Below are 25,404 nucleotides of genomic sequence, written 5' to 3'. Positions count from 1 at the left end.
TCAAACTTTGCCAAGATATTTTTTTATTCGGGCTAATGCCTCTTTAAGTATAATAGCGTCAGAACATAATGAAATTCTGACGAAACGTTCGCCATTTCGGCCAAAGATAAAGCCTGGGGTAATAAAAACATGAGCTTCTTGTATAAGCTCATCGATCCAATGTTCGACACTGTCGATGTGTTCCGGTACTTTGGACCACACAAACATACCCCCCTGTTCTTTCTGGTAGGTGCATCCGAGGCACTGTACTATTTCAAAAGCAATGGTCCTGCGTTGAGCATAGATGGTGTTTAACTGATCAAACCAGTCCTGGCCGAGTTTCAAAGCTTTGACAGCCGCCTTTTGAACGGGCAGGAACATACCGGAATCCATATTACTTTTTACTTTCAAAATAGCCTGAATGTAATGCGATGCACCTGTCAACCAGCCAATGCGCCATCCGGCCATATTATGAGATTTGCTCATAGAATTCAATTCAAGGCACACATCCCTGGCTCCTTCCAGCTGCATAATACTGGTGGCCTGTCCGTCAAACAGAAGCCCGTAAGGATTATCATTCACAATTAAGAATTCATGTTCGTGTGCCAGTGCTATTAGCCGTTCTAACTGCTGAGGCGAACCTTTTGCACCTGTTGGCATGTTCGGATAATTGAGCCACATGAGCTTAATATCCGGCAGGGGCAGTTTTTCTAAATAATCCATATCCAGAAGCCATCCATTACTTTCATCCAGAGCGTAGGTAACTGCCTCTGCCTGTGCAAGACGTGTTACCGCTGCATAAGTAGGATAACCCGGGTCCGGCAGTAATACCTTATCACCGGGGTTCAAAAAGGCCAGGGAAATGTGCATGATACCTTCCTTAGAACCCATTAACGGTAGTATTTCTGTGGAAGGGTTTTGTTCAATACCATATATGCGCTTTGAAAAAGAAGCAATAGCTTCACGAAATTCAGGAATACCTACATAACTCTGGTAGCCATGTGAAGAAGGTTTTTCAGCCCAGTGAGACAGTTCCGTTACTACTTCCGGATGCGCTGGAAGGTCAGGACTACCTATACCGAGGTTAATGATATCCTTACCCCGGGCGTTCAGACGGGCTAACTCTCGAAGTTTGGTTGAGAAATAGTATTCGGATGTAGACTGTAGCCGGTCGGCCGGATTAATGATCATGAGCCGAAAATAAATAAAAGAGATCACAGCCAGATCATATGGTTCATAAAAATTAGACCTGTAGACTATAAGTTTTAAACAATTTGATCAATATATTTGTATTTCCTTTGTGGGGAAATTATTGTAGGAAATTTATAGCAATCAATGGGTTCAATTGTCATTACTTCAATCGCAGCATTCACAATAGTGATTTTGCTGCTGGTATGTATTCTGTTATATGCACAGTCTAAACTTGTGCAATCAGGACCAGTTAAAATAATTGTAAACGGCGACGTGGATAACGCGATCGTGACTACCGCAGGGTCTACACTTTTGTCTACACTTTCGGCACAAAAGCTGTTTTTACCTTCGGCTTGTGGTGGAGGTGGTACCTGTGCTATGTGTAAGTGCGTGGTAGACGAAGGTGGAGGAGATGTACTGCCAACGGAAGTAGGTCATCTTAGCCGGTCGGAGCAAAAAGAAAAAGTACGTCTGTCATGCCAGGTAAAAGTGAAGCAAGATATGGAGATCAGGATACCGGAAGAAATATTTGGTATCAAGAAATGGGAGTGTGAGGTAGTCTCAAACTATAATGTCTCTACCTTCATCAAAGAGTTTGTCATGCGTCTTCCTGACGGTGAGACAATGGACTTTGAAGCGGGAGGTTATATTCAGATAGATGTGCCACCGATAGAAGTTAAATTCGACGGCATGGATATTGTGCCTAAGCCGGAGCTCGGTCACCCGGATAATGTTTTCCAGGAAGACTGGGATAACTTCAAGCTTTGGGATCTGGTTATGAAAAATGATGAGACGATATTCCGTGCCTACTCCATGGCTAATCATCCGGCAGAAGGAAACATTGTTATGTTGAATATCCGTATCGCCACGCCACCATGGGACAGAGATGCTGGCAAATGGATGGATGTGAATCCGGGGATTTGTTCTTCCTATGTATTTTCCAGGAAACCAGGTGATAAAGTTACTATCTCAGGGCCTTATGGAGAATTTGCCATTAATCATACAGAAAGAGAAATGATCTACATCGGCGGAGGTGCCGGTATGGCTCCTTTAAGAGCACAAATATTCCACCTTTTCCATACGATGAAAACGGATAGAAAAGTTTCTTATTGGTATGGTGGGCGTTCTAAAAAAGAATTGTTCTATGTAAATCACTTCAGGAATATAGAAAAGGACTTCTCTAATTTCAATTTCCATATAGCGCTGTCTGAGCCGTTAGAGGAAGATAATTGGAAAGAGAAAAAAGCCTTGGACGATAGAGAGGCGGATGGATATCTTGGATTTATACACCAGGCATTATTTGATAACTATCTCAAAGGACATGATGATCCGGAGGAAGTAGAGTATTATCTTTGCGGCCCTCCTTTGATGAATGCTGCAGTGTTGAAGATGCTGGATGAAATGGGTATACCACCTGAAAATATACGATTTGATGATTTTGGGGGGTAATTAAATTCTAAAATATTAAAAGGGCCGTCTTTCAAGAAAGACGGCCCTTTTTTATTGTACATTTTCCCCTTTTTTGGCTTTCAATACTTTGATACTTCTATATTGGATTAAGCCTCAGTTTGACCTCTAAACGTTTTACTACCTGGTTTTTTCTTTTGTGTTCCAGGTCAAAAAGGTAATTTTAAATTTAAATGCACCACCATGGATCTCAAGATTTTTTTCACTCCTTTGGATGAAGCGCTGATTAGCGACATAAAGAGCACCAATAGCTTTTACAAAAATAGTAAGGTGAACGTCGATAATATGCCCGATTATAAAGAGGCGGATATCGCGCTTGTAGGAGCTAGTGGAACTGATGATACTACTGCTCCTGATGCCATCCGAAGGAAACTGTACCAACTCAAAAAAGGTCACGGCGCATACAAGGTAGTTGATTTGGGGAACATCAGACCTGGAATAGATGCTGATGAAACACTAGGTCGGGTAACAGAGGTTTGTAGAATGCTCATAGACAGTAATGTGCTGCCGGTGATCATTGGAGGCTCGCAGGACCTCGACTTTGGACAGTTTCAGGCATATGAACATATGGATAAGTTGATAAGCTTACTAAATGTGGATGCGTTTCTGGATATGGAAGAGGAAAAAAGTGCACCGGCCAATCACCGTCATATCCATAAGATATTGCTGCACGAGCCAAATTACCTGTTTAACTACAGTCACCTGGCTTACCAAAGTTATCTCATCGATCAGGAGGCTATTAATATTCTTGAGAAGCTTTATTTTGAAGCTTACCGTATCGGGCATTTAAGATCAAATATCAACGATATGGAGCCTATCATTCGTAATGCAGATATGCTCTCCTTTGATATAACAGCTATCAAATCGAGCGATGCTCCGGGCAGCAGTCGTGCACAGCCGTTTGGGCTCACCGGAGAAGAGGCATGTCAGCTTTGTTGGTACGCCGGACTCAATGAAAAATTGAGCTCAGCAGGATTTTATGAATACCAGCCGGAGCTTGATGACAGTCAACAGAAAACGGCAGCTGTTACGGCCACTATGATCTGGTATTTTATTGAAGGATACTATCATCGTAAGAACGAACAACGATTTAAAATGAATGACTACATGAAGTTTGTAGTTTCTATGCCATCAGAACCGGAAACACTGAGCTTTTACAAGAGTAAACTCAGTGAAAAGTGGTGGATGGAGGTTCCATTTCCTCAAGGGAAAGAGCGTTATGCCCGAAATTGTATTATCCCCTGTAGCTACTCTGATTATCAGGCTGCTACAGCAGGAGAGCTTCCCGAACGCTATATTACCACTCATGCCAAGCTGATTTAAACTATTTCAGTGTAAAAACGTATAACCAGACCATGCAAAAAATTAGTATTCTCATGGCCATTTTGGCCTTAATCAGTTGTGCTGCAGAAAATAAGGATGCACAACAAATTGTGGATCAAGCTATTTTAAAAGCCGGTGGAGATAAGTATGATAATACGGAAATAGAATTTCTATTTCGTGGTAAAGAGTACGGCTATAAAAAAACAGGTGGCAATTATGAATATGTGCGGCTTTTTAAAGACTCTGCAAGGGTGATCAGGGATGTTTTGACGAATGATGGTTTCACAAGAGAAATAGATGGTCACGAAGTAGCTGTACCTGATTCTATGGCCGTAAAATATAGTAATTCGATAAACTCAGTGATCTATTTTGCACTATTGCCCTACGGACTGAATGACCCGGCTGTGAACAAGAGTTACCTGGGAGATAAGAATATAAAAGGAAAAGACTACCATAAAATACAGATCACCTTTAATCAGGAAGGTGGTGGTGAAGACTTTGAGGATATATTCGTGTATTGGATCAATGTTGAAAATTATACCATAGACTATTTGGCCTATAAATATAGCACCGATGGTGGAGGTATGCGTTTCAGAGAGGCGTTGAATGAACGATTTGTAGAAGGGGTAAGGTTTGCAGATTATATTAATTACAAAGCCCCAAAATCCGGGTTGCCGGCTGATTCGGATGATGTTTTTTTAAGCGGGAAGCTGGAAGAACTTTCCAGGATAGAATTAGAAGATATAAAAGTGAACAAGCTTTAACCAGCATGACGTTTTTGCAAAACAGTTTTTAACGTGTAGATCAAAAAAGGTAAGGCTAGCAACTGCAAGAGTAATATCTTAAAAGCGGTGGTTTCCATTAACGTAAAACCAAGCATACTTTCCAGGGCCTTCCACAAGTTGTTGAAACCGATCAGTAATAATATTTCAAGGATAATAAAGCTGAGAATATTCAGCGCTAAAGTATTAGTATGACGTTTTACTAACGTAGGATCATTCGTTTTTACGATCAGAAGTATGCCCACTATCGGTAATATTAATCCATTCAGGGCCTGGGCCGCCAGGATAATAGGAAGCGGCTTTACTTCTGAAAGGCCAAATGCTATTCCTGTGAGTAAGACGATACCCCAACCCAGTCGATAGTAATTATTTTTACTGCTATAGTGCTTTCCTTTAAAAAATACTTTGAAAATAAGTGCTGCGGCCAGTGGAGCAGTAATACACGAAGTAAGCCCTGCGGCAAAAAGACCAAGCCCCAGGAAGCCATAGGCCCAACTACCTAATTGGTCACCCAGTAAAACTGCGAGATCTGTGAAAGACAAAAACTGCGTGATTTGTGTGCCTGCAATCAATATAGCAATGGATATCATACCCCCCAAAATAACAGATAGGATAAGGCCAAAACGCATGTCATTCAAAGACTTACCATGACCTAACCCTGAGCCCAGAAAAAGATTATAGGGAACAATGGTAGTACCTATCAGTCCAAGTACCAGCCACTCTGCGCCGGTAGGAATAGACGGAATAAAAGTGCCCTTTAATAATTCCGTACTTTGAAAATCTACGTTAGAGGCTACAGCAAGAAATAAAACACCCATAAAAGCGACCAGGACGCCCAGTATTTTTGCTACAAATGCAATATTACCATACCAGAGTATACTAGCTGCAAAGACACCTACCAGAAGTGTAAGCCAGGGTCCTTTTAGATCTATCACTAACTGCAGGCCACCGATAGCTCCCAGAATATTGCCTGCTTCGTAGGCTGCACAGCCTAATACTACCGAAAGACCGATAGCGTAAACCGGCCAAGACGAAGGTGCTTCACTGAGGATCGTGATCAGGTCCTTCTTGCTCATAATGGTCAAACGGGCTGCCATTTCCTGAAGTACGATACAGGCCAATGTGGCAAAGATCAATACCCAAACCAATTGTAGCTGAAAATTAGTGCCAGATGAGGATGCGGTGGCTAATGTGCCCGGACCAATAAAAGCCGCAGAAATAACAGACCAAAACAGGATTGATACTAAACGCTTTCTTAATGAGCTCATTGCGGTAGGGTCATCAGATCTTCAATAGTTCCAAACTAGTTAAAAAATAATTATTTTTATTCGTAGATTGTTGATATTCAGTTTTTAGTGTAAACACTCCAATGAATAACAAGCCAGCCATTGTTTATTTAGTTGCCTTTATTTTAACCTTTATAATAACGCAGGTTGCGATCGGACAAAGTTCCGCTCCAAAAATTGTGATCAACTCCATAGGGCACTCCGGAAAAATATTCAATGTATTATATACGCCGGATGGCAAACGTATTATATCTGTCTCAGAAGACAAAACCATTCGTGTATGGGATGCGACTACCGGGGAGCTTCTGAATAAATACGAATCTGAGATCGGGGACGGACCAAAGGGGATGTTATACAGTGCTGCCATAACACCAAATGGTAGGTTGCTGGCGGTGAGCGGGTATCCTGTTCATGCAGAGAATGACAATTATATCATATTTATCGACCTGGAATCAGGTAAACAGGTTAGTACGGCAATAGGGCATTCCAACGTCATCAATACCCTGGACTTTACGGGTGACGGGAAATATCTGGCTAGTGGCAGTGATGATGGGACGGTACAGATCTGGCAAATACTTGGAGCTAAAGAAACAAAAAGCATTCATACCCTGGAAGTAGGTTCCAGAGTGTCACAGCTTTCATTTAACAAAAAGACAAATGCGCTGGCAGTAGCTTCTGATTCACGTAATGTGTTGATCTACAACTTATCAGGATTGAGCCAGGGGAACATCAATTATGTTCCTCGTGAGTTGAAGAAGCATAAAGACTTTATTAACAAAGCTATATTTTCTCCTGATGGTGCATATATAGCTTCCAGCAGCTTTGCTCAGGACTTGTTACTATGGCGTGCAGACGGCAGTTTTATCAAATCACTCGATACGAATGGTAAAGTGATTAATGCTATTGCTTTTTCAAAAGACTCTAAAATCTTGATAGCGATGGATGAGTTGGGAAAAGGCATAGGGTTTTCTATCCCATCCGGTAATAAGCTATCCACCTTTTCCGGTCATGATAATACCGTTTTCAGCGCAGCATTCTCTCCCGATTCCGAATCAGGTAGTTACCTTGCCTGTACTGCAGGAGGTAATAATAATGTGTTGAAAATATGGAACCCTATCAATGGCAAGGTGCAACGGACGATAAAAGGGAAAGGAAGTGTGATATGGGACCTGTCCTTTGGAGATGAATTAGATCTGTTTATTGGTAAAACACCTGACGGCAATCCCTTTGATTGTGCCTTCGACTTTAAAAGCTTTTCTCTGAAACAGGATCCCGGAAAACCTAAAAATGCTTACGCAAAAGCCTCGAACGCTGCCTTAACACAAATTAGTGCCTATGAGATCCAGTTAGGTCGTAAGGCAATGATCAAAAATGATGAATTTGAAGATGGTAGAATTCTTGATTTTCAAGCTACAAAGACGGGTAATGTTATTATTGGAAGTGACTTTTCACTCAAGATGTACAACTTAAGTGGAAACCTGGTCAAAGAATTTGTCGGGCATACTGCAGGGGTCAGAACGGTTGCCGTAACTAAAGACGGCCGCTACATGGCGTCAGGTGGAGAGGACCAAACGATTAAAATATGGAAACTTAATGAACCGGGGCTTGTTCCGTCAATGGCTGAAGTATTTGAAGGGAATGAGTGGATGGAATATTTTAAAGAACTAGGAGTAGATTCTTTAGCTCTTATAGCTTCCGGAGAAGCATGGAAAGAAGCCATAGACCATGTCAAAAATATTGGTGATAAAACGTATCGTGATATAGAAAATGCATTTAACAATTTGGGAGAAACGGTTATTCCTTTTACGAATCTGTTTGTTTCAAGTGACGATGAATGGATCAGTTGGGTGCCCAGTGGGTATTTCAATTGTAGCTCTGCGGGAGGTCAGTACTTCGGATGGCATGTCAACCGGGGAATACACCAGCTGGCTGATTTTTATACGGCGGAACAGTATTTTGAAATCCTTTATCGCCCTAAAATACTTACCAGGAGCATCAATGAAAGTAAACGGGTAGACACCATACTTAAAGATGATGGTGAACAACTTTTTGACCTGGGGAAACTCGATCGTCCTTCTGCTGCTTTCTTTAACCTGAGCGAGGCTACGATTGGAAGCAATAAGATACTGGACTATCAGAAAGGTAAGTATCAAACGGAAACTCAGGTGATCAAACTTGAAGTAGACGTATACAATGGCGGTGGAGGGTTGCTGGAGATCAATGTTTATCAAAATGAAAAGCTGATCATTAATGATAAGGAACTGGGCAAAGTACCGGTGGGAGAAACCTTAAAGAAATTCTACGATGTAGACCTGGTAAATGGTGATAACGATTTTAAAGTCATTGTAAAGAACAAACAGAAGATAGAGTCCCGGCCAGATCCGTTGCATATCTTTTACAATGGCGAAGTAGTGCCGTCCTCTGACCTTTTTATTCTGGCCGTGGGGATCAATGAGTACAAAAACGGAGCTTACAACCTTAATTATGCCCAACCTGATGCGAAGTCATTCACCCGTAAGATCAGTGAACGTAGTGGAAAGATATTCAAAGACGTACGCAAGTTAGAGATCTATGACAAAGAAGCTACTAAAGAGAATATCGAACGTGCTTTCCAGTCCATTATCAAGCAGGCTGGTCCGGAAGACGTATTTGTATTTTATTATGCGGGTCATGGTACATTGGATGAAGGCCATGACGACGAATATTATTTGGTGCCCACAGACATCACAAAATTGTATGGGGACCCTGAACAGTTGCAGACCAAAGGAATTTCTGCTACAGAACTCAAAGATCTGCTTTCTGAATTAAAACCTCAGAAACAATTGATACTCATGGATGCATGTCATTCCGGTGGCGCTGTGAAAACCATTAATGTTCGGGCTCCGGCATCCGAAGAAAAAGCCATTGTACAGTTAGCACGCGCTTCTGGTGTGGTAATGATAGCTTCCAGTGGCACCCAGCAGTATGCTTCTGAATTCGAAGTGCTTAAGCATGGGGTGTTCACTTATACACTTCTGGAAGCACTGGATGGTAAAGGAGGCAATGGGGATGATCGTATCACCGTAGCTGAATTGAAACAGTACATGGAGGAGCGTGTACCTGAACTCACCGAAGAGTATGGAGGAAGTGCACAATATCCCACCGGCTTTACCCATGGCAATAATTTCCCCATAGGCATTTTAAGCGATAAGCCAACATCAGGCGGACAGGAAGATTAATAGTATCAAATTGGTTAGGAGGTTTTACGGGTATATTGGGCTTTTTGCCTATTAAACCTGACCTGCCAAGTTCGTTTTAACCACTCCATTCCTTTTGTAAGACCCTGTCGAAGTCTTCGGCCAGTGTAAAATTGTAGTCTGACACATGCCGGAGAACAACCAACCTTTAAAAATGTTCAGTCAACTTAATTTTTTTAACAAAAATTAATTATCAGCTAATTATGTCAGTGTAAAGGCGGCTTGTTAATATTCAAGACGTCAAAAAATCAACCAAAATACCTGTATCATGTATGGACCAATTAGGAAGACCCGGTTATTGCCGGTGATCATGACTATGATTTTTCTGGCCTGTTCAGAAGAACCATTGCGTGTGGTCAAAGAGTTAAGTGTAGAAGAAATTGGTGCGGATTCTGTTTATTCAGAAGCTGAACTTCAAAGTGTTCTGGACGAGGAGCTACGGTTCCTGGAGCTGGAAAAACAAGGGCGGATCGTAGACATTTCCGGTATGAATGTTATAAAAGAAAACCCTAAAAAAGTGTATGTGCATTATATGCCATGGTTTCAAAGTAAAGACTATGACGGATACTGGGGGCAGCACTGGACCATGACTAACCAGAACCCGGATATCATTGATGTCAATGGAAAACGTCAGATCGCTTCCTATTATTACCCGCTGATAGGGCCGTATTCATCCTCCGATCCGGATTTGCATGAGTATCATTTTTTGATGATGAAACTGGCGGGAGTAGATGGGGTTATTTTTGACTGGTACGGTAGCCGGGACCTGTATGATTATGGATTGATTAAACAATCCACAGAGACGTTTATAGCCGTAATGGAAGACTTGGGAATGGATTTTTCCATTATGTATGAAGACAGAGTGGCTGTGCATGCTGTTGACCAGCAATTAGCAGATAGCGTTATACAAGCGGCACAACAAGATTTTACGTACATTGATCAGACGTATTTCACCAGTCCAAGATATCTGAAACATGAAAATAACAATGTACTTTTCGTATTTGGACCGGAGCACATCACCACTGAAGCAGAATGGAACCAGGTGTTTTCTGTATTACCTGTTCAAAACAGGCCTGATTTCCTGACTTTGTGGGCTGCAAAAGATCGTGTGGGTCCCAACGCTACGGGCGAATTTTTATGGGTGGCGCCTGATCATCTTTTGGCACATCAGCATTATTACAGCATCTACCCACAGAACAATATGGTTACCGTAGGGTCATCATACCCAGGTTTTCATAGTTTTTATACCGCCGGGGGTTGGTCCGACGGTGCTCATGAGTGGACAATACCTAAGGACAGCGGACAGACTTTTGTCGAAACACTGAACTATACACACCAGGAGATAGCAGACTTTATCCAGGTGATTACCTGGAATGACTTCGGAGAAGGTACCATGATTGAACCTACGGAAGAATTCGGCTTTAGGTATTTACAACTTATACAGGAGTATACAGGGGTAGCTTATACACTAAATGATCTTCAAGTGACATTAGATCTGTATCATTCCAGAAAGAACCATCAGGGGAATGCTATGGCTCAAGCCTTACTGGACCGGTCGTATAAATACCTGAAAGACCAAAATCTTTCCCGGGGAAGCAAAGTGATAGCTGTAGTTGATCGGTTTTTCTAAACTAGTGTTAAGTCAATCCTCAACTGATGTTTAGGGTTAGATGATGAACTCTGTTTGCAGTGTTGGGAAGTTCTCGATCAGTCAGCAATCGGCAAGGGGTAGTAGGCAAAATAGATTGCCGATGGTTTATTGCCTACTGCCAACTTTAATAGTTTAACCGCCATTTGAGCATTGACACGGCATTAGTGTTATGTCACCTGACTTCCACACTGGGGCACCCATATCTCAAAACCGAAATAGCCGCATCATAATTTTCCTCCTCTTTTCCCCCGCTGGCGGGGGAAACACTTCGATAGAAATCAATCCAGCTACTCCATATTTCTACCAGCTTTAGTTAAATCATGTAATGCAAAAATCTTACTTATATCTAAGACAGCCTTCATTAGTTTTTTCACAAACAAACACCCAAAAACTTACGTAAATAACCGCTGGGACACCCAAATAACGCGAAATGAAAACTTAAAATATGATAACCTGTAAGTTATGAAATCATTGAATTTCGGTTGCGGAAGTTAGGACGGGACAATATGACAAACGCTTACTGCTTCTTGCCAACTGCTACCTCATCGGATAACTATGGTTCCTGCAAACACTATGCATAATCAACATCGGATACGTCATTTAATCATTGACGTAACACCAGTTCAGCGAAGAAGAAAGTGTGACTATACGTTAGTAACCCACTGCCTGGCCGTCCTTGCGCGACTCTGAGGCGCCGTAGTAAACACCTTCTTTTTCATCCCATAATATGGCCTGGTAACCACCATAGCTGCCTAACCCGAAGCCTACCTTATGCCCCTTCTGGATCAACTCCCTGACTGTGCTATAATTAAACCCCGATTCAAGCAATACCTCTCCGCCATCTGTCATGGTTCCTCCTGTGGGTTGCGAAGACCCACTGTGTTGCATCCGTGGTGCGTCACCGGCTTCCTGGAGGTTCATCCCAAAGTCAACCAGGTTCATGACGATCTGCGCATGCCCCTGTGGCTGCATGGCCCCACCCATAAGTCCAAAACTTACCCATGGCTTTCCGTCCTTCGTAATAAAAGCAGGAATAATGGTGTGAAACGGTCTTTTATTGGGTTCAATTACATTGTAGTGCCCTTCTTCCAATGAAAACAGTTGCCCACGATCTTGCAGCATAAATCCCAGCCCAGGAGGTACCATTCCTGAACCCATCCCCCGATAATTACTTTGAATAAGTGATACCATATTGCCGTATTGGTCGGCTACTGTCATGTAAATCGTGTTCCCTTTTTCAAGTTCACCGGCGTTATACCTTCTCGCAGCACGGTCTTTGGAGATCAATTTACGCCGCTCAGCTGCATAGCTTTCCGAGATGAGTTCATCTACAGGCAGCTTATTGAAAGCCGGATCCGCATAATACTTTGCCCGATCTTCGAAAGCCAGCTTTTTAGCTTCCGTAAAATGATGTACATACTCCGGGCTGGCAAATCCCATCTCTTTTACGTCATACCCTTCCATGATATTTAAAATTTGCAAAGCAGCAATTCCTTGCCCGTTAGGAGGAAGCTCCCATACATCATAGCCACGGTAATTAGTGGAAACAGGCTCTACCCACTCAGAAGTATGATTTGCCAGGTCCTTGGTACTCAGGAAACCACCCTGGTCCTGAATAAAGTCGGCGATTATTTTTGCCATATCCCCTTTGTAAAAAGCATCCCTTCCACCCAGTGCAATTTTTTCGTAGGTATTGGCTAAAAATGGGTTTTTGAATAGTGTACCCTTGGTAAGAGGCTTACCTTTCGGCATGTAGGTGGCGGCAAAATTCGGATAGTCCTTAAAGCGTTCTGACGATAAGGTAAGATAATATCCGATGAGTTCTGTAACAGGGAAACCTTCTTTGGCATACATTATGGCGGGTTGTAGTATCTGGTCCATCTTCATGGTACCGAATTTGGCATGCATTTCAAACCAGCCGTCCACACAACCGGGAACACTGACAGGGAGTGGCCCGAAAGGTGGTATTTTTGTTAATCCTTGTTTTTTAAAATACGCCAGATCTAATTTACCAGGTGATCGTCCGCTGGCATTTAGTCCGTATAGCTTTTTATCTTTAGCGCTCCATATTATGGCAAACAGGTCACCGCCAATTCCGTTTCCTGTGGGCTCCATCAATCCCAGCGTAGCATTGGCCGCTATGGCCGCGTCAATCGCATTGCCACCATTTTTGAGAATATCGAGGCCCACTTGTGAAGCGAGAGGATGGCTGGTAGCTACCATGCCATTTTTTGCGATCACCTCGGAGCGGGTAGCAAATCCGTGGCCGGTAATACGGTCCTGCGACCGTGACCCAAATGATAATGTGGATAGGAGAAAAAGAGTGACTAAAAATGTGCAAGACTTAGAATACATACATTTCATGCTGACTGATTTAATGAGTGTAAATACTACGGCGCAGTTATCTTTTACAAGATAACCACTGAAATGATCAAGACCGCCAAATTACCTTATCTTCTATCGGTTTTCTTCTTCCTTGAGGCCACTTTTCACTCTTAGGCTTGCCAATAAACAAAAATCCTAACAGCTTATCATTTTCTCCCAGGTTGAAGAAGGGTTTTGCATCATCATAAAAGGCGACGCCTCCCGTACTCCAATAACATCCTATTTTGTGCGCAGAGGCGGTAAGCCACATGTTCTGTACGGCTGAAGCAACAGCGCATACCTCTTCTACTTCTGGTACTATTTCATTGCGTTTCATTCCAATAGCGATAATATGTGAGCATTCAAGGGGCTTAGTCTTCAACTTATCATATTTATCCTGATTGAAATTACCATTTTTTTCTGCATGTTTTTTATACAGGTCCGCTTGAAACTTCGCCAGGTCCTGCAGGCCCTGACCTTTAAATATGACAAACCGCCAGGGTTCGGTCAGTTTGTGCGTAGGTGCCCAGTTGGCATTATAAAGCATTTTTTCAATGATGGTATCATCCACTAACTCTGTGGAAAACATATTGGTATAGATGGATCTTCTTTCTCGTATAACTTGATCCGCCGCTTCTGTAATTGTCATTCTTCAGGTGGTTTAATTATTTATCTTAGAATTACATTAAGGTCAAAACTAAAACAAATGAAAGCACTTTTATTCTTGTTGTTCACGTTCTTATTTCTTCAGGCTTTTGGACAACAATCTTTGGAGACAGTATTTGAAACTTCCTCGGGTAAAGCCACTGCAACCTACGACGAAGTAATCGCTTATTACCGGCATTTGACAGACCAATCGCCCTTTATCCAAATGAAAGAAATGGGAATGACAGACAGTGGCTTACCACTCCATTTAGTGATTCTCGACCTTGAGAAGGAATTTGACTTCGAAAAGTCTTTTGAAAAAGGTAAGGCCATTATTCTGGTGAACAATGGTATTCATCCCGGCGAACCGGATGGTATTGAAGCCAGCATGATGCTGATGAGGGACTATGCCATGAATAAAGAAAAGCATTCGTTGATCGAGAATACCATATTAGCTATTGTACCTGTTTATAATATAGGGGGTGCACTAAATAGGAATAGTGTTACCCGGGTAAATCAAAATGGACCGGAAGAATATGGCTTCAGGGGAAATGCCCGTAACTATGATTTGAACCGTGATTTTATCAAAGCGGATACGCGCAATACGCTGGCATTTTATGACATATTCCATCATGTTAACCCGGATATCTTTATCGATACGCACGTTAGCAACGGGGCCGATTATCAGTACAATATCACGCATCTGGCAACGCAATATTGTAAAATGGGTGGGGCCATGGGGACTTACATTGAGAATGAATTTACCCCAAAACTTGAATCCATAATAAAAGACAAAGGCAACGAAATTGTTCCGTATGTCAATGTTTTCAACACGGCGCCGGATAAGGAAGGATTTTCACAGTTTTTAGATAATCCACGGTATTCTACGGGTTATACCACTTTATTCCATACGCTGGGATTTATGATAGAAACACACATGCTTAAACCCTTTGACAGAAGAGTACAGGCGACCTACGATTTCCTGGAAACAATATTGGAATTGGCGCAGAGTGACGGCAGGAAGATACGTGCATTGAAAGCGGAGCAAGGTGAAAGATTTCAGGCCGGTGATACAGTGGCATTGAGCTGGCGCTTAAGTAAGGGGCAATATAAGGAAATAGCCTTCAAGGGGTATGTGGGAGAAATGATAGATAGCAAAGTGACCGGTAAGTCACGATTGCTTTATGGTAGGAACCGACCATTTACGGCTACTATTCCTTATTATAATTACTTCACTCCCAACAGGGAAACAGTTATTCCGAAGGCATATATAGTTCCACAGGGCTGGCATAATGTAATTGACCGGTTGTTGGCGAACAGGGTTGTCTTTCATAGGGTAAAGGGGGATACTTCCATTGTGGTGGAAGGTTATTCAATAGAAAAGTATAATTCTACTGCCCGTCCTTACGAAGGTCACTTCTCTCATAAAAACGTTGGGTTAAAAGTATTCAATGACACGCTTACCTTTCGTGCCGGTGATTATATATTTCCCACCGGTCAATTTGCCGGGCGCTACCTGGTGGAAACGCTGGAGCCTGAGGCAACAGATTCATTTTTCTCCTGGAATTTTTTCGATACCATACTTCAGCAGAAAGAAGGTTTTTCTCCTTACGTCTTTGAAGAGGTGGCCTGGCATTTATTGAAAAATGACGCTGAACTTAAACAAGCCTTTGAAGCAAAAAAGAAGATCAACAGCGAGTTTGCTGAAAACTGGTACGCACAATTGGATTTTATTTACAAACATTCAGAATACTATGAAAAGGCACATTTGACTTATCCGGTCTATAGACTTATAAAATAAAGTGACTGTTCGGTCATAAAACACAATGCTTTCAGAGCTGTTTAAAGTTTTATGGAGATTGCATTGGTATTCCCTCACCAGCTTTTTGAAAAAACCCCTGTCTTGAACAGTGATCTGGAGAGGGTTATTTTAATAGAAGACCATTTGTTTTTCAAGCAGTACCCTTTTCATAAGATGAAACTGGTACTTCACCGGGCTTCGATGAAATACTATGAGCAGTTCTTGATAGAAAACGGGTATAACACACAGTATATTGAAGCCGGCCATACAGGATTGGATGAATTATTCAACGCTTTAAGAAAAGAAGAGACCACCAAAATACATGTCGTTGACCCGGTAGATTATCTGTTAGACCGCAGGCTGAAACGGTTTTCCCAAAAGCATGGAGTTTCTATTACCTTTTACGAAAGTCCATTGTTTATCACTTCTCAGAATGAGTTGAGACAACGTTTGAAAAAAACGGCTCATGGATACCGTATGGGTACTTTTTATAAAGAACAACGGAAGGCTTTTGATATTCTGATGCATGGAAAGGAGCCTGTTGGAGGGAAATGGAGTTTTGATGAGGACAATCGAAAGAAACTTCCTAAAAATCTTCGCTTGCCAGCCATTTATCAGATACTGGAAGATGAATTTGTCAGGGAAGCCAAGCGATACGTGAATGACCATTTCCCCTCTAACTATGGAAGTTTGGAAAGCTTTATTTATCCCGTCAATTTTGAGCAGGCACAGGAAAGTTTAAATCATTTCCTGGATAACCGTATGACACTTTTTGGAGACTACGAAGATGCAATCGTTAAGGAAGAGAGCTTTTTGTTTCATTCATTGCTTACCCCCGCATTGAACATTGGTTTGATCACCCCTAAACAAGTTGTAGAGATTGCGTCAAAGCGTCATCAAAAGGATGATTTTCCGATCAATAGTTTTGAAGGCTTTATTCGACAGATTATCGGATGGAGAGAATTTATGCGGGGGATCTATACCATCGAAGGTGTCTGTCAACGTACCACAAACCATTTTTCCTGCCATAGAGCGCTTCCCCATTCTTTCTGGACGGGTGATACGGGTATTGAACCCATAGATGATACGATCAAAAAGGTACTAAAATATGGTTATTGCCACCATATTGAGCGACTTATGCTATTGGGTAATTTTATGCTGTTGTGTGAGTTTGATCCTAACCATGTTTACCGTTGGTTCATGGAGCTTTTTATTGATGCTTATGACTGGGTGATGGTGCCCAATGTTTACGGTATGTCACTCTATGCTGACGGAGGTTTACTTTCCACCAAACCGTACATTTCAAGCTCAAACTATGTTCTGAAAATGAGCAACTATAAGAAGGGTGAGTGGTGTGAGGTGTGGGATGCACTCTATTGGAGGTTTATCTTTATGCATCGGGAAGAGTTTGCCGGGAATCAACGCATGAGTATGATGATAAATCTGCTTAATAAGATGGATCAGACCAAATTAGAAACCCATATCCGGAAAGCAGAGATGTTTTTGGAGCAGATAGGTGAGTAAGACGACCGCCTTATTGTTTTCGAGTGATTGAATTACAGCCTTGATTCTACATAATAACTAATAACCTTTTAATAAAGGGCCCCTTTTATTAAAAATGTCTCAAATTATTGAGGATATGACGGCTGCCTTATCAATGAATGGGGTATATTGTTAAATTTGCGCCTCAAAATAAACAATAGATCAATGATCATTTTCAAATTTGGAGGCACCTCAGTAGGAACCCCGGAGAGAATGCATAAAGTAGCAAAGCTCATCACCCGGGACAATACAGAGAAGATAGTAGTGCTTTCAGCTGTTTCGGGCACTACCAATACGTTAGTTGAAATCGGGGAATTACTATTGAGCAGGAAGCAACACATTGCGCAGAAGCTGGTGGATGAATTAAAGGAAAAATACAGAGCTTTTGTTAACGAACTCTATGTTACTTTGGAGGGGAAAGAGTCCGGAGGGAAAATTATAAATGATTTTTTTACACAAATTGGTACGCTTACAGCCATTCCTGATTTCAATGAAGGAAATAATAAAACATTGCTTTCGTATGGAGAGCTGATCTCTACCCACCTTTTTCATCACTATCTGCTGGAAACTGCCATTGAAAATACGTTGCTTCCGGCCCTGGATTTTATGAGTATTGATGAAGATGGTGAACCGGAAGTGGAAAAAATAGGCGAAAAGCTTTCCGGACTGATAAAGCAATCTGAAAATACGCTGTTCATTACCCAGGGCTTCATATGTAAGAACCCGGAAGGTAAAACCGACAACTTAAAGCGTGGAGGTAGTGATTATACAGCCTCTTTAATTGGAGCAGCCATCCGTGCAGAAGAAGTCCAGATATGGACGGACATTGATGGAATGCACAACAATGACCCCAGAATAGTCGATAACACTTCCACCGTCAGCGAACTTACTTTCGATGAAGCTGCTGAACTTGCTTATTTTGGAGCTAAGATATTACACCCTTCTTCTATTGTACCTGCGCAAAAGTACAGCACCCGGGTGCGATTGAAAAGTACCATAGATGAGCAAGCGCCTGGCACACTCATAGGTGTTACGGATGCAGCTGTCGGAATACGTGCTATTGCAGCTAAGGACGGTATTACTGCTATTAAAGTAAAATCTACTCGTATGCTGCTGGCCTATGGTTTTCTAAGAAAGATCTTTGAGGTATTCGAAAAATACAAGACGCCTATAGATATGGTGACCACCTCGGAAGTGGCCGTTTCATTGACCATAGATGACGAACTTCATTTAAATGAAATTATTGAAGAGTTGAAGACTTTTGGTATGGTGGAAGTAGATCAAAACCAGTCTATTATATGTATTGTCGGTAATATGATCTCGGAGAAAAAGGGCGTACTCAAAAAAATATTTGATGCTATTCCTCAGGTACCCATACGGATGGTGTCTTATGGAGGTAGTAGAAATAACATTTCACTATTGGTAGATACCAATTATAAAAAAGAGGCCCTTATCGGTCTGAATCAAGGAATTTTTTGAGATAATAGCTGACGCTCTGCGGGTAGAGTAGGATCAGCATTTACAGAGAGTCAGCTATATATCTCGGCTATTGTTTTTAAGAACCCGTTGCCAGTAATTCCACGCTCACGGTTTCTTCTCCTATCATAAATTCAAATTGTCCGGGTTCAGTCACTCTTTCTTTCACTGCGTTGATAAATGAAAGGTCGGCGGCAGTTAAAGTGAAGGCCATGTTCTTTGATTCTCCCGGTTGCAGGTTAACTTTTTTAAATCGCTTCAATCGCTTAAAATTAGGGGTAACAGAGGCGTAAAGGTCCCTGGCATATAACTCTACAACTACGTTACCTTCTTTGCTGCCGGTGTTGGTAGCAGTCGCCGTCAATGTGATCGACTCGTCTACGGAAAAGGTCGTTTTATCCACTTTCAGCTTACTGAATTTAAAAGAGGTATAACTTAATCCATAGCCAAAGGGCCAGTGAGGCTTGTACCCCCCATCGCCATAGGTGTTAGGGATGTCTTCTCTGATACGCTCGGGGTGTTTATGGTCATAGGCAAGTACATCCCCAGTGCTTTTCGGGTAGCTGAAAGGGAGTACCCCGGAAGGGTTGTGCTCTCCTAATAACGTAGCAACGATGGCATTCGCGCCCTGAGAGGCCGGGCGATAAGCTAAAAGGATACCTTTCATTTCATCCGTAACGGCAGAAACTACACGTGGCCGGCCTTCGATTAACACTAATATTACCGGTTTGCCGGTGGCGACAGCGGCCTGGGCAAGGGCTTGTTGTCTAGGATCTAAAGTGAGATCATCAATAACTCCGGGGGACTCGGCATAAGCATCTTCTCCCAGGCAAAGTACGATATAGTCGGCATTTTTGGCGTCTGATCGAAGCAATGCTGTATCGAAATTCCGTTCATCTTCATAGCTACGTACCGAGTGGCAGATGACATTGGCTTTTCCTACCTTATTTTCGAAAGCTTCTTTGATGGTGAGCGTAGAGCCTGGGTAGTGAGTATCATCTCTGCCCTGCCATGTGTAAGACCAACTGCCGTGCAATGACGTTACATTGTTAGCGGCAGGACCAGCCAAAAGTACTTTGGCCGAAGCGGGTAGTGGTAATGTACCCCCTTCATTCTTAAGTAAGGTCATACTTGCTTTGGCGGCCTCCAGCGCCACTTCCTTGTATTCCGGAAGTTGAAATTTTTTTATAGCCTCCTCTTCAGGAAAGGGATCTTCAAACAGGTTCACTGCGTACTTGAGTTTCAGAATACGAGCTACCGATTCATCAATACGTTTTTCAGATATTGTTCCTTCTTTTACCAGTTCTAATAACAGGTCATAAAATGAAAAGTCCAACGGAACCATGCTCATATCTAATCCCGCTTCTATCGCCAGTCTCACTGCTTCCTTTGGAGAATCAGCAACATGATGTCGTGAGTGCAGCCTTATTACATCTTCCCAATCGGATACTGCCACGCCTTTAAACCCAAGCTCATCTCTTAACAGCGTGGTAAGGAAATATTTACTGGCGTGAACAGGTACTCCGTTAACCTCACCGGAATTGATCATTACTGTAGCAACGTCGGCGGCCACTGCACGTTCGAAAGGAGGTAATAAATATTCTCTGATCACATTGTCAGGTATGTGTGCAGGTGTACGGTCTTTACCGGAGAGAGGCAGAGAATAGCCAATGAAGTGCTTCATACAAGCTGCTACGTTGTCATACTGATCTGGCCCTGTTCCCTGGTAGGCTTTTATAGCTGCTACACCTAGTTCTGAAGTGAGGTATACATCCTCTCCAAATGTTTCTTCAAAGCGGGACCAAAGGGGTTGGCGACCTAACCCCAATACGGGGTCAAAGTTCCATCGTATACCTGTAGCGCGAGTCTCCGCAGCGGTCACTTTTGCTGTTTTTTCTACGAGAGATAGGTCACGAGTAGCAGCCATGCCGATATTATGAGGAAAAAGAGTGGAACCCTTTACATAATTATTGCCATGAATGGCGTCAATACCGTAAAGTATCGGGATCTTATTTGGTGTTTGCGAGACAGCTAGTTCCTGAATGCGTCGTATTATCTTATGCCAGGTATCCAGTGTATAAGCATGCTCTTTTACATTAAGTATGGAACCTACCTTTTTATCCAGAATAGCATGACGTAGTTTTTGTTCATCAATCTCATTCGTTTTATAATCTTTCAGAATAAGATCTATCGTAACCTGGGTCATTTGGCCTACCTTTTCCTCGACCGTCATTTTGTTCAGGAGTTGTTGTACTTGAATGTCTAAGGCATCACTCTCCGGGTTTTGCTCAGGGCTGAGCGAAGAAATAAGTATTCCTAAAGCTACAAATACAATTATGATTAAGGTACCGACAACGTTTCTTTTCATCTTATTGGTCTTTTTTTTAGGATCAGAATGTAAACCTAAAAGTATGTGAAAACGACCCTACACTGTTTGGTATATGTTCCAAACACAAGGGATATATGTATCATCGTATTGTAATTGCAGCCTTTTTCATGTAAAATGCATAATGAGAAGTGTGCTATTCATTGTATTATTCGCATGCTCCAACCTCTTTGCTCAGAACAATAAAACACGTTTTTTCAGAGTACCTAAAGGGCTGTCGCAGCATACCATTACCAGCATCGTTCAGGATGATCATGGATTTTTATGGTTTGGTACCCGATACGGGCTTAACCGTTATGACGGACTTCGGTTTACCACCTATAAACACCTGGCCAGCGATAGCACCTCACTGGGCAATAGCACGATAAAGTCCATGATCGTGGATAAAAAAGGGGACCTGTGGATAGGAACATCCGGAGGTGGGTTAAGCCATTATTTGTACGATCAGGATAAATTTATGAATTACCGTCATGATCCTGACAACGCGGTCAGCCTGAGTGATAATTTCATCAACACAGTATATGAGGATGATCAGGGTAGTATTTGGATAGGAACAGAGAACGGCGGCCTGAATAAGTTTGAATTTGACAGCAACACATTTACGAGGTATTATGCTAACCAGGATGATCCTTTAAGCATTGCCGATAATCATGTGACGGCCATACAGGAAGATAAATATGGCAACCTATGGATAGGTACTATTAACAATGGAATGAGCTTGTTTGATAGCAAGGGAAATCGGTTTACAAACTATAACATAAATCAGAGAGAAAACGGACTGGACGGTAACAGTATCCGGTCATTGTATCAGGGACGAAGCGGATCACTTTGGGTTGGGGGCCATGGCATACAGGAAGTTGTTTACCATAAAAATGGACGATACAGCTTTAGAAATATAGGACTTAAGAATAAGTTGTTAAGCGATAAACTGGCAGGTGCAGTAGTACTATCCATATGTGAAGACAAGCGTGGTCAGTTATGGGTAGGTACGGAAAACGAAGGGTTGTTTATCATCGATTTAAAGACCAATGATATTACACATTATACGCATAACGTTCAGGATGAGTATAGCTTAAGTGGTAATTCTATATGGGCTATAGCAGAAGACCGCACAGGTACTATCTGGATAGGGATTCACCATAATGGCATCAATAAAGTTGACCCCTTTGAACAGAAATTTCAGGCAGTTTTACAAAGTAAAGTGCCGGAACAAGGTCTGAGCTATGGCTTGGTAAGCTCTTTTGCGGAAGACCAAGACGGTACGATCTGGATAGGGACGGACGGAGGGGGGCTGAACCACTTCAATCCCGGAAGTTATCAATTCATGCACTATGAAAATGAGTCTCTTAATGCTAATGTAAGTTTATCCAGTAATGCTATTGTCAGCCTCATTATGGATGAGCGTAGTGATTTATGGATAGGTACGTGGAATGGCGGGGTAAACTTAAAAAAATCCGGTTCAAAGCGTTTTATTCATATCAGACATGATCCTGACAATCATAACTCACCTTCAGGAAATGATATATATGATCTGTACCAGGATAAAGATGGTGATATCTGGATGTTGGCCTTTCGCGACGGACTGGACAGGTTGGATGTAAAAACGGGATTATACCATCACTACATGAGTGACCATGGACCCAATAGTATTACCAGTAACTATGTACGGACCATTTTACAAGACAACAATGGGTATTATTGGTTAGGTACGGAAGGCAGCGGGCTGGATCGTATTCATTTGAATGATGCTCATGAGATCACTCAGGTGAAAAACTATAGCTATGCACAGGGTACAACTTCAGGGCTTAGTCACAACACCATAACCTGCCTGTACCAGGATACACGCGGTAATTTATGGATAGGCACTGAAGGAGGGGGATTAAATAAACGGTTAGATAATGACACGTTTCAAGTGATCGATGAAGTTAAAGGTATGCCGGGTAATGTCATCTACAGTATTGAAGAAGATGATTTTGGGAAGCTATGGATAAGTACAAACCAGGGACTGGCCAAATATGACCCACTGAGCAATAATATCGAGAAATTCACAAATACAGACGGACTTCAATCACTGGAGTTTTACAAAGCTTCAAGTTACAAAACTACATCAGGGGCTCTGCTCTTTGGAGGTATTAACGGGTTTAACATGTTCTATCCGACAGAAGTGGAACAAGGAAATGAGAACATACCGCCGGTGCATATCACCAGGTTCTCTATCTTCAATGAAGAAGTAAGGCCTGGAGCACATTCACCATTGGATCATAATATCATTGTGGATTCGGTCATATTACTTCATCATGATCAGGACAATTTCAGCTTCGAATTTTCAGCCCTTAATTATTCCCAGTCCATTAAAAACCAATATGAATATAAATTAGAAAACTATGATCGTCAATGGCAAAGTATAGGAAACCGGAATAGCGCCTTTTATACAAATGTATCTCCGGGAGAGTATGTATTCAGGGTCAGGGCGTCTAATAATGACAATCTTTGGAATATGGAAGGAACGTATGTGAAGGTCATTATCGCCAGGCCGTGGTATTTTAGTAACTGGGCATATATCGTGTACTTTTTTATTTTCGCGGCCATTCTTTATATAGGCAGGCAGAATATTATTCACCGTGAAAGGTTAAAAAGCGAGCTTCAGCTGGAGCATGTAGAGCTTACCAAAATGCAGGAGATGAGTGCGGTGAGGTCTCGTTTTTTTGCTAATATTTCACATGAATTCCGGACACCACTTACATTAATAATAAGCCCGTTAAAAACTCTTTATCTTGACGAAACCGGAAGCAAATACAGGAAGCAGATAAAAATGATGCTGCGGAATGCTGAAAGGCTGCTACGATTGATTAACCAGATATTGGATTTGTCGAAACTGGAGTCAGGCAGTATGAAATTAAAAGCCACAGAACAAGATATCACCAAGTTTATTCACCCTATTGCATACTCCTTTATCAATTATGCGGATAAACAATATATTAATTACAAAATTAACCTTCCGAAGGAACCGGTTATGGTCTATTTTGAAAAAGACCAGTTTGAAAAAGTATTGATCAACCTGCTTTCCAATGCCTTCAAATACACTCCGGAATTTGGTAAAATACAGCTTTCGGTTACCGGGGATAACCATCAGGTAGTTATTGAAGTAAAAGATACCGGTATTGGGATCCATAAAGACCAGTTAGACTTAATTTTTAACAGGTATTACCGGGGAGATAAAGATGAGTTCAAAGGAACAGGGATAGGACTTGCCCTTACCAAAGAATTGGTAGAGTTACACAAGGGAAAAATAAGTGTAAGTAGTACGCAGGGTCAGGGCACCAGCTTTACCGTCACTATTCCTTTGGGACATCAACACCTCAAGCCAGAGGAAATATCCAGCGAACCTATAGCGTTTGGCCTGAGTGCGGAGTCCCTCATGGAGCTGGATGAAATGGGTAAAAACGGACTTCTGGAAAAAGAAGCAGACCCCAACGATACACAAGAAAATGATCTGCCATTAATCTTAATAGCGGAGGATAATGTGGAGGTGAAATCTTTTATAGTGGAATTCCTGGAGACAACCTACAGGATATTGGAAGCGGAAGATGGTGTAACAGCCCTGGAGATGGCGAAAGAACAGATTCCTGACCTCATTATAACAGATGTGATGATGCCTGAACTGGATGGTTACCAATTGTGCCAAAAGCTTAAGCAAGATGAAAAAACCAGCCATGTTCCTATCATAATGCTCACTGCCAAAGCTTCCGGGGATAGCATGGAAAGAGGTTTTGAAATGGGAGTGGATTATTATGTGACTAAGCCATTCAATCCAAAACTATTAGAGTTAAGGATTAAGAATATTTTACGATCCAGGCACCTTTTTAAGGAGCAGGTACTTCATAATAAAACAGTAAACCTCGACCCTAAACATGTTACCATTTCAAGTGCCGATGAAAACTTTTTGAAAAAGGTTGTGGCCTGTGTGGAAGAAAATATGTCAGATTCTAATTTTCAGATTGATGATCTGTGCAAGCACCTTGGCCTTAGCAGGATACAACTCTATAGGAAATTAAAAGGATTAATCGGGCAGTCGGGGAATGAATTTATACGTTCCGTGCGGCTGAAAAGAGCTGCCCAGCTGATCAGGCAAGACCAGCTTACCATAGCCGAGATCACCTACCTGGTAGGTTTCAACGATCTGCAATATTTCAGGGACTGCTTTAAAAAGCAATTCGGTGTCAAACCTTCGGAATATATGACGCAAAACAGGGAATCAGAGATCTAATGTCTTTA

General features: G+C 42.0%; 14 protein-coding genes. 9 read left to right on the top strand and 5 right to left on the bottom strand.

Annotation, left to right across the window (positions count from 1 at the left end; genetic code table 11):
• Entirely contained in the window at window positions 1–1,170 is a 1,170-nt protein-coding gene (locus FNH22_RS04665; protein WP_143397174.1) for a pyridoxal phosphate-dependent aminotransferase, read from the bottom strand.
• Between the two features lie 144 nt (window positions 1,171–1,314).
• Here FNH22_RS04665 and nqrF point away from each other — a divergent pair, with 144 nt between their 5' ends.
• The 3 genes from nqrF (at window position 1,315) to FNH22_RS04650 (ending at window position 4,724) form a co-directional block, all read left to right on the top strand.
• On the top strand, window positions 1,315–2,619 hold the full coding sequence (gene nqrF, locus FNH22_RS04660) for an NADH:ubiquinone reductase (Na(+)-transporting) subunit F (RefSeq protein WP_143397173.1): 1,305 nt from the start codon (window positions 1,315–1,317) through the stop codon (window positions 2,617–2,619).
• Between the two features lie 201 nt (window positions 2,620–2,820).
• Complete coding sequence (locus tag FNH22_RS04655; protein ID WP_143397172.1) at window positions 2,821–3,960, top strand: formimidoylglutamase; 1,140 nt, start codon at window positions 2,821–2,823, stop codon at window positions 3,958–3,960.
• Between the two features lie 32 nt (window positions 3,961–3,992).
• Entirely contained in the window at window positions 3,993–4,724 is a 732-nt protein-coding gene (locus FNH22_RS04650; protein ID WP_143397171.1) for a DUF6503 family protein, read from the top strand.
• On the opposite strand, the gene FNH22_RS04645 is transcribed toward FNH22_RS04650, so the two are convergent.
• On the bottom strand, window positions 4,721–6,010 hold the full coding sequence (locus FNH22_RS04645; RefSeq protein WP_143397170.1) for an NRAMP family divalent metal transporter: 1,290 nt from the start codon (window positions 6,008–6,010) through the stop codon (window positions 4,721–4,723). The genes FNH22_RS04650 and FNH22_RS04645 overlap by 4 nt on opposite strands.
• A 101-nt stretch (window positions 6,011–6,111) precedes the next feature.
• On the opposite strand from FNH22_RS04645, the gene FNH22_RS04640 reads away from it, so the two are divergent.
• Both FNH22_RS04640 and FNH22_RS04635 read left to right on the top strand, forming a co-directional pair.
• On the top strand, window positions 6,112–9,246 hold the full coding sequence (locus tag FNH22_RS04640; RefSeq protein ID WP_143397169.1) for a caspase family protein: 3,135 nt from the start codon (window positions 6,112–6,114) through the stop codon (window positions 9,244–9,246).
• Between the two features lie 286 nt (window positions 9,247–9,532).
• A complete protein-coding gene (locus tag FNH22_RS04635) occupies window positions 9,533–10,894 on the top strand; it encodes a glycoside hydrolase family 71/99-like protein (protein ID WP_143397168.1) in 1,362 nt (453 codons plus the stop codon).
• Between the two features lie 672 nt (window positions 10,895–11,566).
• On the opposite strand, the gene ggt is transcribed toward FNH22_RS04635, so the two are convergent.
• Both ggt and FNH22_RS04625 read right to left on the bottom strand, forming a co-directional pair.
• Complete coding sequence (ggt, locus tag FNH22_RS04630) at window positions 11,567–13,279, bottom strand: gamma-glutamyltransferase (RefSeq protein WP_221420214.1); 1,713 nt, start codon at window positions 13,277–13,279, stop codon at window positions 11,567–11,569.
• A 67-nt stretch (window positions 13,280–13,346) separates the two neighbouring features.
• A complete protein-coding gene (locus tag FNH22_RS04625; protein WP_143397167.1) occupies window positions 13,347–13,928 on the bottom strand; it encodes a nitroreductase in 582 nt (193 codons plus the stop codon).
• Between the two features lie 57 nt (window positions 13,929–13,985).
• On the opposite strand from FNH22_RS04625, the gene FNH22_RS04620 reads away from it, so the two are divergent.
• The 3 genes from FNH22_RS04620 (at window position 13,986) to FNH22_RS04610 (ending at window position 18,746) form a co-directional block, all read left to right on the top strand.
• Window positions 13,986–15,725, top strand: a complete 1,740-nt coding sequence (locus tag FNH22_RS04620; RefSeq protein ID WP_143397166.1) for a M14 family metallopeptidase — start codon at window positions 13,986–13,988, stop codon at window positions 15,723–15,725.
• Between the two features lie 51 nt (window positions 15,726–15,776).
• The gene (locus FNH22_RS04615) at window positions 15,777–17,249 is read left to right on the top strand and encodes a cryptochrome/photolyase family protein (RefSeq protein WP_143397165.1); all 1,473 of its coding nucleotides are present in this window, start codon (window positions 15,777–15,779) and stop codon (window positions 17,247–17,249) included.
• A 183-nt stretch (window positions 17,250–17,432) separates the two neighbouring features.
• A complete protein-coding gene (locus FNH22_RS04610) occupies window positions 17,433–18,746 on the top strand; it encodes an aspartate kinase (RefSeq protein ID WP_143397164.1) in 1,314 nt (437 codons plus the stop codon).
• 76 nt (window positions 18,747–18,822) lie between these two features.
• Here the strand turns inward: FNH22_RS04610 and FNH22_RS04605 are convergent, their stop codons facing one another.
• Complete coding sequence (locus tag FNH22_RS04605) at window positions 18,823–21,111, bottom strand: glycoside hydrolase family 3 N-terminal domain-containing protein (RefSeq protein WP_143397163.1); 2,289 nt, start codon at window positions 21,109–21,111, stop codon at window positions 18,823–18,825.
• A 142-nt stretch (window positions 21,112–21,253) separates the two neighbouring features.
• On the opposite strand from FNH22_RS04605, the gene FNH22_RS04600 reads away from it, so the two are divergent.
• Window positions 21,254–25,396, top strand: coding sequence for a two-component regulator propeller domain-containing protein (locus FNH22_RS04600; protein ID WP_185154076.1), 4,143 nt, complete (start codon window positions 21,254–21,256; stop codon window positions 25,394–25,396).
• Window positions 25,397–25,404 lie beyond the last annotated feature (8 nt).

It is taken from the genome of Fulvivirga sp. M361, assembly GCF_007097395.1.
GTDB lineage: Bacteria > Bacteroidota > Bacteroidia > Cytophagales > Cyclobacteriaceae > Fulvivirga.
The sequence above is the reverse complement of the archived record's forward strand: the minus strand, read 5'-3'. Positions and strand labels throughout refer to the sequence as shown.